Origin of the sequence: Bradyrhizobium sp. LVM 105, assembly GCF_003957705.1 — a bacterium.
Lineage (GTDB): Bacteria > Pseudomonadota > Alphaproteobacteria > Rhizobiales > Xanthobacteraceae > Bradyrhizobium > Bradyrhizobium frederickii.
The window spans coordinates 178283-191478 of record NZ_QZMV01000012.1; the positions used below are offsets into that span (position 1 = coordinate 178283).

Below are 13196 nucleotides of genomic sequence, written 5' to 3' on the forward strand. Positions count from 1 at the left end.
CGTCATTCCGGGGCGAGGTGAAGCATCGAACTCCGGTGCGCAATCGCGCGCCTGAGAATCTCGTTCAACAATCTCTGGATTCCGGGTTCGCGCGGACGCGCGCCCCGGAATGACACTTAAGGAGCCCCACAATGCCTACCATCACCACCAAGGACGGCGTCGAGATCTTCTACAAGGACTGGGGCAGTGGCCAGCCGATCGTGTTCAGCCACGGCTGGCCGTTGTCGTCGGACGACTGGGACGCGCAGATGTTGTACTTCGTCACGCGCGGCTACCGCGTCGTTGCCCATGACCGCCGCGGCCACGGCCGCTCGGCGCAGGTCGCCGACGGTCACGACATGGATCATTATGCCGACGACCTCGCCGCCGTCACCGCGCATCTCGACCTCAAGAACGCCATCCATGTCGGCCATTCCACCGGCGGCGGCGAGGTCGTGCACTACATCGCGCGCCATGGCGAGAGCCGGGTGGCGAAGGCGGCGATCCTGTCGGCGGTGCCGCCGCTGATGGTGCAGACCCCCGCCAATCCCGGCGGCCTGCCGAAGAGCGTGTTCGACGATCTCCAGAAGCAGCTCGCCGCCGGCCGCTCGGTGTTTTACCGCGACATCGCGGCCGGCCCGTTCTACGGCTACAACCGCGACGGCGCAAAGCCGTCGGAAGCGGTGATCCAGAACTGGTGGCGCCAGGGCATGATGGGCGGCGCGAAAGCGCATTACGACGGCATCGTCGCGTTCTCGCAGACCGACTTCACCGAAGACCTGAAGAAGATCAACGTGCCCGTGCTGGTGATGCACGGCGACGACGACCAGATCGTGCCTTACGCCGATTCCGCGCCGCTCTCGGCCAAGCTGCTGAAGAAGGGCATCCTGAAGACCTACAAGGGTTTCCCGCACGGCATGCCGACCACCCACGCCGAGACCATCAACGCGGATTTGCTGGCGTTTTTCAGGGAGTGAGGGAGCGCGACCCTTCCCCTCTCCCCTTGCGGGAGAGGGTGGCTCGCCGCGTAGCGGCGAGCCGCGAGTCCGTCAGAGGACATCCCGATGCAAGTCATCATCTTCGGCGCGACCGGCATGGTCGGACAGGGCGTCTTGCGCGAATGCCTGGTCGACCCCGGAATCGACAATGTGCTCGTGGTCGGCCGCAGCCCGACCGGCGTGCGCAACGCCAAGCTCGTCGAGATCATCCACGACGATTTTCTGGATTATTCGGCGATCGAAACGCAGCTGACCGGCTTCGATGCCTGCTTTTTCTGCCTCGGCGTCTCCTCGATCGGCATGAGCGAGCAGCGCTACCGCCACCTCACCTATGATCTCACGCTTGCGGCAGCGACGACGCTGGCGCGCCTCAACCCGCAGATGGTCTTCACCTATGTCACCGGCGCCGGCACCGATTCCACCGAGCAGGGATCGCGGATGTGGGCGCGGATCAAGGGCAAGACCGAGAACGATCTGCTCAAGCTGCCGTTCAGGGCCGCCTACATGTTCCGGCCCGGCGCGATCCAGCCCCTGCATGGTGCCCGTTCCAAGACCGCCTGGGTGCAGGCGGTCTATACGGTAACCTGGCCGCTCTGGTCGGTGCTGCGACGGCTCTCGCCGCGGCTCGTCACCTCGACCGAGCAGATCGGCCGCGCCATGATCCGCGTCGCCCGGGAAGGGTATCCGCGCAAGGTGCTGGAGATGGAGGATATCAATAGCCTCTAGCCGGTCGGCCCGTTAGTTTGTGCGGAAATTTCACGGCCCGCGCGCGTTGAGGCCTGCCCATTCCGAAGGAGAAGCGTCGGCGATGTCGCCCCAGCTCAAACTGATCGCACTCGACGCCGACGATCTCGCCGTGATCTCGACCCACGTCCAGGACGCCCGAGTCCAGGCCTCCGACATCATCTGGCGACAAAGCGAGAAACGGCTTGTGGTCGGAATGAGCCGGCTGGATTGGGAGCAGACGCTGGAGGGCGAGGCCGAGCCGCGCCGGCTGGTCGCCGCGCTCCGCTTCGACCGCGTGCTCGCCTGCAAGTCGCGCAACATCGATCTGGCTGCTCCCGACACGGTGCTGGACCTCGTCGGCATCGAATTTCACCCGAGGGGCGGGCGCGACGAGGAGCCCGCCGGCAGTGCCCTGCTGTTGTTCGCCCAAGGCGGCGCCATCCGGCTCGATGTCGAGTGCCTGGAATGCGAGCTGACCGACCTCGGGGCGGACGCGCTGGGAACGGGGGTGGAGATCGAGGGCGAGACGTGAAGCAGCCGGTATACCAGCCGCACCGCCCCAGGCCTGAGCCAGAACGGCACCCTGCAAGGGTTGACGCCGCTTCCCCGCCGCGCCATTGAGCATGGGACCTGGTGCGCCAATCCGCCCCAAGACCAGCCAGAAGCCAAGCCAGACATGCCCGTTCGCCTCGACCGCAGCAGCGCCGATTTTGACCAGCGATTCGCGGCCTTCCTCGCCGCCAAACGCGAGGCCTCGGCCGACGTCGAGGCCGCCGCGCGCGCCATCGTCGACGACGTGGCCAGGCGCGGCGACGCCGCCCTGCTCGAGGCCACCGCAAAGTTCGACCGCCTGAAGCTGGATGCATCCGGCCTGCGCGTCACCGCCGCCGAGATCGAGGCCGCCACCAAGGCTTGCGATGTCGCGACGCTGGATGCGCTCAAGCTGGCGCGGGACCGCATCGAGACCTATCACCGGCGGCAATTGCCGCAGGACGAGCGCTTCACCGACGCGCTCGGCGTCGAGCTCGGCTGGCGCTACACCGCGATCGAATCGGCCGGCCTCTACGTGCCCGGCGGCACCGCGGCCTATCCGTCCTCGGTGCTGATGAACGCGGTGCCTGCCAAGGTCGCCGGCGTCTCGCGCCTCGTGATGGTGGTGCCCTCGCCCGACGGCAAGCTCAATCCGCTGGTGCTGGCGGCCGCGCATCTCGGCGGCGTCACCGAGATCTACCGCGTCGGCGGGGCGCAGGCCGTGGCCGCGCTGGCGCACGGCACCGCGACCATCGCGCCGGTCGCCAAGATCGTCGGCCCCGGCAATGCCTACGTCGCCGCCGCCAAGCGGCTGGTGTTCGGCAAGGTCGGCATCGACATGATCGCCGGCCCGTCCGAAGTGCTCGTGATCGCCGACGACACCGGCAATGCCGACTGGATCGCCGCCGACCTGCTGGCGCAGGCCGAGCATGATGCCAGCGCGCAGTCGATCCTGATCACCGATTCGGCGCGCCTTGCCGCCGACGTCGAAAAGGCGGTCGAGGCGCAATTGAAGACGCTGCCGCGCGCCGCGATCGCCAGCGCGTCCTGGGCTGATTTCGGCGCCATCATCATGGTGAAGAGCCTTGCCGACAGCATTCCGCTCGCCAATGCGATCGCCGCCGAGCATCTCGAGATCATGACTGTCGATCCCGATGCGCTCGCCTCAGAGATCCGCAACGCCGGCGCCGTGTTCCTCGGGCCGCATACGCCCGAGGCGATCGGCGATTACGTTGGCGGCTCCAACCACGTGCTGCCGACCGCGCGTTCGGCGCGATTCTCCTCAGGCCTGTCGGTGCACGACTTCATGAAGCGCACCTCGATCCTGAAATGCGGCCCGGATCAGCTCCGCGCGCTGGGGCCTGCCGCGATGACGCTCGGCAAGGCGGAGGGGCTGGACGCTCATTCGCGCTCGATTGGATTGCGCCTCAATCTGTCATGACAAAGCCGCCCGAACAGGACGACTCCAACAATCGCATCGTCGGCGTCACGCTCGACGAGGAGTCGATCGGCCGTTCCGGGCCCGACATCGAGCACGAGCGGGCGATCGCGATCTACGACCTGATCGAGCAGAACCTGTTCGCGCCCGAGGGCGCGGAGGGGAAGGGCCCGTTCACGCTGCACATCGGCATCACCGGCAACCGTCTGATGTTCGACATTCGCCGCGAGGATGGCACGCCCGTCGTCGCGCATCTGTTGTCGCTGACGCCGTTCCGGCGGATCGTGAAGGACTATTTCATGATCTGCGACAGCTATTACCAGGCGATCCGCACCGCGACGCCCGACAAGATCGAGGCCATCGACATGGGTCGTCGCGGCATCCATGACGAGGGATCGCGCACGCTGCAGGAGCGGCTGAAGGGCAAGGTGCGGGTGGATTTCGAGACCTCGCGCCGGCTGTTCACGCTCATTACCGTCCTGCACTGGAAGGGTTAGGGCATGGCCCGGAAAAGTGTGCAGCGGTTTTCCGACAAGGCCATGCCCTCCATCGACAGAGGCTAGGCGCGATGGCGGCGCCGCCACGCGCACGCGATCCGCAATCGGTGCTGTTCGCCTGCGCGATGAACAGCGTGCGCTCGCCGATGGCCGAAAGCCTGCTGCAGCACATGTTTCCGCAGGGGCTCTACGTGAAGTCCGCAGGCACCAGAAAAGGCGAGCTCGATCCGTTCGCCGTCGCCGTGATGGCCGAACTCGGCCAGGACATCTCCGCCCACAAGCCGCAGACCTTCGAGGAGCTCGAGGACTGGGAGGGGCTGAATTTCGACCTCATCATCACGCTCTCGCCCGAGGCGCACCACAAGGCGCTGGAGCTGACGCGGACGCTCGCGGCCGACGTCGAGTACTGGCCGACACAGGATCCCACCACCATCGAGGGCAGCCGCGACCAGAAGCTCGCAGCCTATCGCGACGTCTGCGACCAGCTGTTGATGCGCATCCGCCGACGTTTCGCGAAGGTCGGGGCTGCCAGCGGGTAGCTCGCGTGCCCCGGACGCAGCGGCTCTTCCCCCTCGCCCCGCTTGCGGGGAGAGGGCCGGGGTGAGGGGGAGTCTCCGCGAGGACGGTGACAGTGAGACCCGCGGAGATTCCCCCTCACCCGGAATTCAAGCACGCTTGAATTCCGGCCTCTCCCCGCAAGCGGGGAGAGGCGAACAGCCGTAACACCCGCGTCACAGACCGCGGGCACAGCCATCTCGGCAATCTCGAATCACCAAACCCCGGGTTCCCGGGTTGTGAAATCGGCCCCCTTCCGATAGGTTCCGCGCGCAATTCACCCCCGCTTCATCCCCCAAATCACCTGATGCTTGGCCGCCCCAAATTCGTACTTGCCTCCGGTTCGCCGCGGCGCCTGTCGCTGCTCAACCAGGCCGGCATCGAGCCGGATGCGCTCCGGCCGGCCGACGTCGACGAGACGCCGCGGCGGGGCGAGCTGCCGCGCGCCTGCGCCAATCGGCTGGCGCGGGCCAAGGCCGATGCGGCGCTGAAATCGGTGCAGCTCGACGACGAGCTGCGCGGCGCCTTCATCCTCGCCGCCGACACGGTGGTCGCGGTCGGCCGCCGCATCCTGCCCAAGGCGAATCTGGTCGACGAGGCGGCGCAGTGCCTGCGCCTGCTGTCGGGCCGCAACCACCGCGTCTACACCGCGATCTGCCTGGTCACGCCGCGCGAAGCCTTCCGCCAGCGCCTGGTCGAGACTCGCGTCCGCTTCAAGCGCCTCTCGGAAGACGACATCCAGGCCTATATCGGCTCCGGCGAATGGCGCGGCAAAGCCGGCGGCTACGCCGTGCAGGGCATCGCCGGCTCGTTCGTGGTGAAGATGGTCGGGTCCTACACCAACGTCGTCGGCCTGCCGCTCTACGAGACCACCACGCTGCTCGGCGGCGAGGGCTTTCCGATCCGCTTCGGCTGGCTCAATTCCACCGCCGTGTGAGCCGGCAGGCCGCGGCCCGACAGAATCGCGAAAACAACCCCATGCACAGTAGAATGGCCCGACGGGGCGCATGCACCGTCGCCCCGGGAACCCGTTTGCCGACAGGCTCTTGAACCCTTTCACCCCGCGCAAGCTGCCGACATCATGGACGACCAGGTCAAAAAGCCCGCCAGCCCACTCAAGACCTGCCCGATCTGCGGCAAGCCGCAATCGGAAGCCACCCGCCCGTTCTGCTCCTCGCGCTGCCGCGACGTCGACCTGAACCGCTGGCTCAAAGGCACCTACGTCATCCCCGGCCGCGACGACGACGTCGATGACGTCGAATAAGAAGGAATATCAATTAGATAGTTAACAGTCCGCCCCGCCGCGCGCCAGCCGCCCCACCTTATGCACAGCCGGGCCGCGCCCGGCGGAGCCCCGCCGAAGCCTCTTGGCGAAGCCGGGTGGACAGGCCGCTTCCGGCCCACTATAACCCGCCCGCTCGATGGGCTTTGGCCCCTCTCTTGGAGCACGCCCAGGTAGCTCAGTTGGTAGAGCATGCGACTGAAAATCGCAGTGTCGGTGGTTCGATTCCGCCCCTGGGCACCATTTACAGGCAATCCGAGCAAAGTTGCGAATTGCCCGAGATATGCCACGTCAGCTTCGCGGCGGAACGGCCATTCTTGAATGTCAGACGCGAGCGCTCAAAGCCGACCGGGACAAGCCGGTCGATCGCGAAGTTTCCAGAAATGATCAGATCGTGAGTTTTGCCGCAGCTTGCGCGTTTGCGCTCTGACTAGCTTATCTCGCGCTCCAGCGCTCGCAACCGGATCAAGTTCGATGCGGCATCGGCAATGGTGCCGAGCGCCTCGCGTTCATTTGCGCTCAACTTTCTCGGCTTCACATCGATCACGCATGTTGACCCCAAAGCAAAACCGAGGGGGTCGCGGACGGGGGCGCCCGCATAGAAGCGAAAGCCGTACGGCTGAGCCAGTGTGGGGTTCTGCGAAAACTGAGGTGCCTTCGAAAGATCTTCGATGACGGTCAATTCGTTGGCGACGAGCGTTTCGTTGCAAAACGCCCAATCGCGAGGCGTCGTTGATCCATCAAAACCCGTCCGCGATTTGAACCACTGTTCGCGCTGCGTGATGAGCGTGAACATCGCAATCGGGGCCCGAATCGCATGCGCCGCCAATCGGACGAGCCTGTCGAAATCCGGATCGGGGGGAGATCCAAGCAGCCCCGATTCCTTGACGGCTGCCAATCGTGCGCGCTCGTTCCAAGGCGTTCGAAAGGCTGACGTGACATCTTTGCGCCTGGTCTTCATCAATTCCTTGACGACGACTGCGCTTGTCGCAGGGACATCAGGCAACATTCCGAGTTGAACACGATTTGACCCTTGCGGGACAGGATCATCACGGCCTGACTTGGTGAGACTGACGATCGCCGTTTGCGCGAGATTGACGTCCCGGTACAGCAATGAGACCAGCCGTCTGCGCTCGCCCTCGTCTGCATTTTCGACAACGATCAGCATGGGCGGCGTGAGTGCAAGCCACTCTCGGACCTGCTGGACATCTTCCGTCACATGAAGGAGCAGGCCCAAGCCCGGAAGACCAGCGTTGAGCCAATCGGCGCCGCGCCCCTTGTCCGCCAATACGATTGCGTGGGCTCTGACCCCCGATTGCTGTTGCGCAGGACGCTCGATCAGGCTGAGCACAGCCTCTCGCGGTATCCGTCGATGTCCCCCCGGCGTTTTCCACGATGGAAGCTGCCCGCTCTCCACCCAGAGTTGGGCGGTACGGGTCGAAATGCCCAGCAGATGTGCCGCCTCGGCGGTCGTCAAAATGTCTTTCACACGATCATCCAATGTGTGAACTTACATAATGGATAGCGCCGAATTCGCAATAAAGGGAAGATAGCTGGCAAAACGTTGCGTTCGGCCCATATTCGCGTGCTGGATCGACCGACCCTCGGCGCCTGGTCTCCCGGCGAGCGGCCCTAGATGCAGCGCTCGTCGGAAAACTCGTGTCGGGCCTCTGCACAAAAGGCTCAAATCTGGGCTGTCAGGGGGCCATAAGACCGCTGGTAAAAATGCGTGCCCGCAAAGCGCAGGAGGACGTTTCTCAGTCTGCGGGGGAAGCGACGCATCTTGTCCCGAGACACACATTGGCGGTGAACCCAATCTACCCGTTTTTTTCGCCGTGTCTGGTATCGCAAGAGCGCCGTATCCACGCACAGCGCATCCGCAAGTTCGTTGGCCAGAACGATGGCATCTTCGACTGCCATGCTCGCGCCCTGAGCCATGCTCGGTGGAGATGCGTGCGCAGCGTCTCCCACGAGCACGACCCGGTTCCGGCACCAGCTGTCCAATTGGAGGCTCATCAGCTCTCCATAGTGAACCTGCGCCTGCGCGCACAGCTCGAGGACTGGACAAAGCGGACCCGCGATGTCCTCGAATAGCGGCCTCAAGGGTGTCGCTGGTGAGTAAGACTTGCGATGCTTTTCGTCAGCCGACTTGTCGGCGTAGACGTAGAGTTCAGAGGATGACACGGGTTCGAAGAGAAGGCTCTTCGTAGTTCCGAGCATCAAGGTCCATTGCTTGATGTGACAGATATTCGGCACGATGGACCGCCAGCATACGTTTCCCACATATTGAGGCGCCGGCGCCTCCGGGAAGACAGACCGCCTCACCGTGGAATTCACGCCGTCGGCACCAATGACCAGATCATACTCCTCTGTTTCGCCATCCTGAAATGTCACGCGACTGCAGTAGCGACCGCTGCTGATGTCGAGGATGTGTCGGTGCTGAATGACGCCGTCGCTCACCCCGTCCTTGAGTAATTCCCAGAGGGCTGAGCGCTTCATGCTTCTGCACGGCGCGACACCGCGCCAAAATTCATCCGCGTCGATCTCGCTGAGCAGGCGGCCCTCCTCATCGAAGAACCGCTGGTGAGAGATTGGATATGAGATCTCCATGAGCGCGTCGCGCAGTCCCAGCTCGCCGAGTGCCCTGACGCCGTTGCCGGGAAGAAACAGCGCAGCGCCACCGACGCCGGCCAGATTGTTTCGCTCGACAATGCGGGGCTGGAAACCCCTTTGAGACAAAGCTCGGCAGGTCGCGAGCCCGGCGATGCCGGCTCCTACGATAAGTATACGCATTTCATCGTCCGATATTGATTGATTTCAGCGGAGCTCTCTTCGAGCTTTCGCATTTCAGGCGTTGCGAGCAGATGCGACGGAGATCGCCGCTCGGTGATCGATCCGGCTGCCGCTACAATTCAGGCCGTGAGGCACGATGAGAAGCTACCGAAGCCTCGTCTCCCAGCGGACACCGATCAATTGCTCCGCCTTCCTGTGAGCTCCTTCAAAAACTCCGACAGCAGGTGATTGACGATGTGCGGGACTTCCCAGAAGGGGGAATGCGTCGCATTCGGAATGCGGAAGCATTTTCCCCTCCAGAGGTTCGCGTAGCGAACGCTGTCGACATAATCGAGGTTGATGATTGCGTCGTTCTCGCCATTCACGATTGCGGTCGGGACGGTCGTCAGTTCGAGTACCGCGCGTTGATTGACGCCTGCACCGCTTCTTGCGGCACTGAAAAGATTGCCCCTGAACTCGCGATCGGCTCGCTCGATGGCCCGCTGCATGAACGGCTCAAAATCGCTGCCGTATACCAACTCCGCGAATTCCCGTGCCTCTTCTGACGTGAGCTCTCCCCTCGATGCCAGGCCGTTCAATGGCTTCGACACGAACCCTTCCGAAAAATTTGAACCCACTGCTGGCGTCCCCATCAGAAACTGTCCGCGCGAGATATTAGAGCGTGACAGCATCTCGATGGCGATATGTCCGCCGAGCGAGGCGCCGACGATCGCTGCATGGTCGATGCCAAGCTCACCAAGAAGCTCGATGACAAGATCCGCCAGTCCAGGACGCGAGTAGGTTCGCGCGCGATCCTTGGCATCTTCCGAATCGCCATGGCCGGGCAGATCGAAGCTGATCAGATGGTAGCTATCCAGCAGCGGTGACAACATCTGCTTCTGAAATACCGCCCGGCATGCCGAATTTCCATGAATGAAGACGACGGGAAAGCCGGCTCCTCTCGTTTCGACAGCGATCGTTCCATGAGAGGTTTTGACTTTGAGAGTTGTTGTTGGCATGTCCATTTTCTGCACACTGCGCCGGCCCGACGACAGGCGAACGGGCTGGTCACGCTGATGAGGTAAGTCGTGGCGTGCTTGCGTGCACGCCTCGCGGTTATGTTGGATGCCTCGCCGGAATCAGGCGTGGTGAGTGGCTTCGAGGCCTTGCGCATGGGACAAGCCGTGCTGTGCCCGGATCAGGTCTGCAGCCCGCTCTCCGATGACGACGCACGGCGCCATCGTGTTTCCCGTCGTGATGCGCGGCATGATCGATGCGTCGGCGACCCGAAGGCCCTCGATGCCGTAGACCTTGAGCCGGCTGTCCACCACGGACATGCTGTCGCGTCCCATCTTGGCAGTGCAGGACTGATGCCAATAGGTGACCGCTGACTTGCGTATGAAATCGATCAGACCCGGACGATCGCGTCGACCTGGCGCTGCCTCGCCGCTGACGAGCGGAGCGAAGGCCTCGCTGTTGCCGACCTCCCGACACAATTCCACCGCTGCCAAAGCAGCCGCCAGATCTTCCGGCTCGCTCAGGGAGTTCGGCTCGATGAGAATGCGATCGCTATGGTCCGGCCCGGAAAGACGCAGCCAACCCCGGCTTTTCGGTTGTGCAAGCCCGGTGAACATCGTCCAGCCATGTTCCGGCGTGGCGATCTCCGCTTCCGCAGGCGCCGGCACCGCAAATTCGAGCTGGCACTGCAGGATGTCCGGCTGAAGCAGCCGGGAATCGCTTTTCCAATAGAGCGTCGCTTCGCACCCCCCGCCACCGACAGCCTCCGGCTTGCGGTAGGCCCAGGTGCACCCAAAGGCGAGATGATCCTGATGATTGCGACCGACCCCCGGCAGATGCTGAACGACCGGGATGCCGTGGAGCTTCAGCTCGTCGCTCGAGCCGATACCTGACTGCATGAGAACCTTGGGCGTCTGGACGGCCCCCAGCGACAGCACCGTCTCGCACGTTGCGCGAAACCGACGGCGCGCGCCATTGACCAGAGCTTCGATGCCCGTGACCGTCTTGCCGTCGAACAGCAGACGCGTGACCAGCGCATCGGTGAGAACGGTGAGATTCGGCCGCCCCATCGCCGGGTGAGCATAGGAACGGAAAACCGACTCCCGCTTGCCGTCACGAATCCTGAGTTCCGCGATCGACGCCCCTCCCGGACCTTCCATCATCTCGCCGTTGGCGCTGTCGAAAACCGGAATGCCCATGAGGCCGGCGGCATTCACCAATGCGCGTGCGACAGCCTGAGGTGCGTCCGGTTGCGCAACATAGACCGGGCCGCCGCTTCCGCGTCGAACTGCATCGGGCGCACCGCGCCAATCTTCGATCCGGCGATAGTAGCCCAGCACCGACTCGTAGCCCCACGCATCGTCGCCCGCTTCCGCCGCGAAGTGATTCCAATCTTCCTTGTGGCCACGTGCCCACACCATCACGTTGATGCTTGAGCCTCCCCCGAGCCCTCTGCCCATGCTGAGCGGCAGTCTTCGGCCGCCGAGCCCGGATGCGGGCTCACCGACGAATCCCCAATCCCGCGCACTGCCGAGGTTGACTGGCCACTGCGACGGATCGGAGACGGAGGTGCAATTGTCGTCGCCGCCGGCTTCGAGAAGCAGAACGCGTGCCCTTCCGTCTTCGGCGAGCCTGGCCGCAACAACCGATCCGCTGGATCCAGCCCCGCAGACGATGAAGTCGAATTCGGTACCGCTCTCTCCCGCACAGGAGACGCCGTTTGATGCTGCCTCGTGGCGCCGAAAGGCTTGGGATGCGTCGTTCATCTGGTTGACCTCTGTCGATGAGTTCGAGTGACGAGGCGTGCCTGATAGATGGATCAGATTTCAAATTCAACAAATTTATCAATTTCAGCAATTTTTGACTCGCCGAAATTTGGTGCCGAGCATCATGGCAAGCGATTGATACGACGCGGTTTTTGTGACCGACTCGCCAAAGCTCTAGGAAATCGAGCCTGGGCCCGTTGCTTTCAAACGATTTCGTGATGTGTCGGTCCGAATGCCTCAGTTGCGGGAGGCGCGATGGGATCTGCCGCCATTCATCACGGTCAACTGCGTTCGACGTCCGCTTGCTATCGGTGGGGTTGTTGAACCCACAGCAACAGTGAGACGCTCGCCTGACGCCTTCTGCCGGCCGCGATCGGGACGAGAAACAATGACAATCGGGAGCGGCACGCGTTGCCGCTCCGCATCGAGCGGGATACCCCATCTGGGGTAGCATCGCCTTCGCTACGCCGTTGGCACGGTTCCGCCGTCGATGGTGTATTCAGCGCCGGTTATTGCCGAAGCACGATCGGACGCAAGGAAGGCGATGAGGCTGGCGACCTCGTCCGGAGTCGTCGGGCGGCCTAGCGGGATGCCGCCGAGCGACTCCATGATGATTTTTTTGCCGCCCTCGTAGTCGGTGCCGGCATGCTCGGCCAACCGATGGGCAAGCGCCGCCGACGCTTCCGTTTCGATCCACCCTGGCGAGACCCGCACGACGCGGACGCCCTTGGCCGCAACTTCCTTCGAGAGCGCCTTGCTATAGGTCGAAAGCGCAGCCTTTGCGGCGGCATAGGCCGTCGTCGATTCCGGCAGAGGAAGTTGCCTTTGAATGGAGGATACATGAATAACGACGCCGCTTCCCTGAGCGATCATGCCCGGCAGAAGATGCTTGTCGAGGCGGACGGCCGGGAAAAGATTGAGATGGAGTTCCTCGTGCCAACCGGCGTCGGTGATCGCCATGAAGCCGCCTCCGGGCGCTGACGATCCGCCGAGCATGTGCACGATAATGTCCACGCCGCCAAGTCGCTCACCGACGGCTTCGGCAACGGTCGAGCAACCCTCCTCCGTGGTGAGATCGGCCGCGACGAAAAGTGCCTCAGGCAACGTTTCCGTACGGCTACGCGCGCATGTCATCACTTGCGCGCCCAGCTCGCGGAACATCTTCAAAGTCGCGGCGCCGGCGCCCTTGGTTCCGGCGGTGATCAGCGCGCGCTTTCCTTTCAATGTGAGAAATTCGGCCATTACCCGATCTCCAGGCCGGCGATTTCACCGTTCGCAATCGTGAAGGTGTAATTGAGCACGGCAGGGCTCCCGGGAAAGCGGCCCGTCACTGTTGCTCTCACTCTCAATTTATCGCCCGCGCTTGCGACCTCGACCGGTACGGCGACGTGGTGATATTTGTCCTTGGCGGCTCTCCACCAAATCCGGACTGCGTCGCTCCCCTGGTGAACAACGCCTTCGTCCGTCACCGATCCGTTGCGAGAGAACGCTGCGACTAGGGCGTCTGGATCGTTGCGAGTATCCGCGTCAAAAAACGCTTCGATTATGCGGGGCAAATTCAACATCTCGATCCTCCAGTGCATGAACCTGCCCTCAGCTAGCACTCGACCATTGCTGCAATAAGTGGGATAAATC

14 protein-coding genes and 1 tRNA gene are annotated in these 13196 nt (G+C 63.3%); 9 read left to right on the forward strand and 6 right to left on the reverse strand.

Annotated elements, in window-relative coordinates:
* Positions 1-131 precede the first annotated feature (131 nt).
* The 9 genes from D6B98_RS28345 to D6B98_RS28390 all read left to right on the forward strand — a co-directional run bounded on the left by D6B98_RS28345 (position 132) and on the right by D6B98_RS28390 (position 6249).
* On the forward strand, positions 132-956 hold the full coding sequence (locus D6B98_RS28345) for an alpha/beta fold hydrolase (RefSeq protein ID WP_126260322.1): 825 nt from the start codon (positions 132-134) through the stop codon (positions 954-956).
* Between the two features lie 87 nt (positions 957-1043).
* The gene (locus D6B98_RS28350; protein ID WP_126260323.1) at positions 1044-1703 is read left to right on the forward strand and encodes an NAD-dependent epimerase/dehydratase family protein; all 660 of its coding nucleotides are present in this window, start codon (positions 1044-1046) and stop codon (positions 1701-1703) included.
* A gap of 82 nt (positions 1704-1785) precedes the next feature.
* On the forward strand, positions 1786-2235 hold the full coding sequence (locus D6B98_RS28355) for a DUF2948 family protein (RefSeq protein ID WP_126260324.1): 450 nt from the start codon (positions 1786-1788) through the stop codon (positions 2233-2235).
* A gap of 144 nt (positions 2236-2379) precedes the next feature.
* Entirely contained in the window at positions 2380-3675 is a 1296-nt protein-coding gene (hisD, locus tag D6B98_RS28360) for a histidinol dehydrogenase (RefSeq protein ID WP_126260325.1), read from the forward strand.
* The gene (locus tag D6B98_RS28365) at positions 3672-4169 is read left to right on the forward strand and encodes a UPF0262 family protein (RefSeq protein WP_126260326.1); all 498 of its coding nucleotides are present in this window, start codon (positions 3672-3674) and stop codon (positions 4167-4169) included. The genes hisD and D6B98_RS28365 overlap by 4 nt, the downstream gene beginning before the upstream one ends.
* 71 nt (positions 4170-4240) lie before the next feature.
* Positions 4241-4708, forward strand: coding sequence for an arsenate-mycothiol transferase ArsC (locus D6B98_RS28370; RefSeq protein WP_126260327.1), 468 nt, complete (start codon positions 4241-4243; stop codon positions 4706-4708).
* 323 nt (positions 4709-5031) lie between these two features.
* Complete coding sequence (locus D6B98_RS28380; protein ID WP_126260329.1) at positions 5032-5661, forward strand: Maf-like protein; 630 nt, start codon at positions 5032-5034, stop codon at positions 5659-5661.
* Between the two features lie 144 nt (positions 5662-5805).
* Positions 5806-5988: a DNA gyrase inhibitor YacG gene (gene yacG / locus D6B98_RS28385; RefSeq protein WP_126260330.1), complete on the forward strand. Its 183-nt coding sequence runs from the start codon at positions 5806-5808 to the stop codon at positions 5986-5988.
* Positions 5989-6173: 185 nt separating this feature from the next.
* Positions 6174-6249: transfer RNA gene (locus tag D6B98_RS28390), tRNA-Phe, on the forward strand.
* Positions 6250-6436: 187 nt separating this feature from the next.
* On the opposite strand, the gene D6B98_RS28395 is transcribed toward D6B98_RS28390, so the two are convergent.
* The 6 genes from D6B98_RS28395 to D6B98_RS28420 form a co-directional block, all read right to left on the reverse strand.
* On the reverse strand, positions 6437-7495 hold the full coding sequence (locus D6B98_RS28395) for a helix-turn-helix domain-containing protein (protein WP_164718913.1): 1059 nt from the start codon (positions 7493-7495) through the stop codon (positions 6437-6439).
* A gap of 194 nt (positions 7496-7689) precedes the next feature.
* A complete protein-coding gene (locus D6B98_RS28400) occupies positions 7690-8799 on the reverse strand; it encodes an FAD-dependent monooxygenase (protein ID WP_126260332.1) in 1110 nt (369 codons plus the stop codon).
* Positions 8800-8975: 176 nt separating this feature from the next.
* Complete coding sequence (locus tag D6B98_RS28405) at positions 8976-9797, reverse strand: alpha/beta fold hydrolase (protein WP_164718914.1); 822 nt, start codon at positions 9795-9797, stop codon at positions 8976-8978.
* A gap of 120 nt (positions 9798-9917) precedes the next feature.
* Positions 9918-11561: a GMC family oxidoreductase gene (locus D6B98_RS28410; protein ID WP_126260334.1), complete on the reverse strand. Its 1644-nt coding sequence runs from the start codon at positions 11559-11561 to the stop codon at positions 9918-9920.
* Between the two features lie 462 nt (positions 11562-12023).
* The gene (locus D6B98_RS28415) at positions 12024-12803 is read right to left on the reverse strand and encodes an SDR family oxidoreductase (RefSeq protein ID WP_126260335.1); all 780 of its coding nucleotides are present in this window, start codon (positions 12801-12803) and stop codon (positions 12024-12026) included.
* Positions 12803-13126, reverse strand: coding sequence for a nuclear transport factor 2 family protein (locus tag D6B98_RS28420; protein WP_235885053.1), 324 nt, complete (start codon positions 13124-13126; stop codon positions 12803-12805). Before D6B98_RS28420 ends, D6B98_RS28415 begins: the two co-directional genes overlap by 1 nt.
* Between the last annotated feature and the right edge of the window lie 70 nt (positions 13127-13196).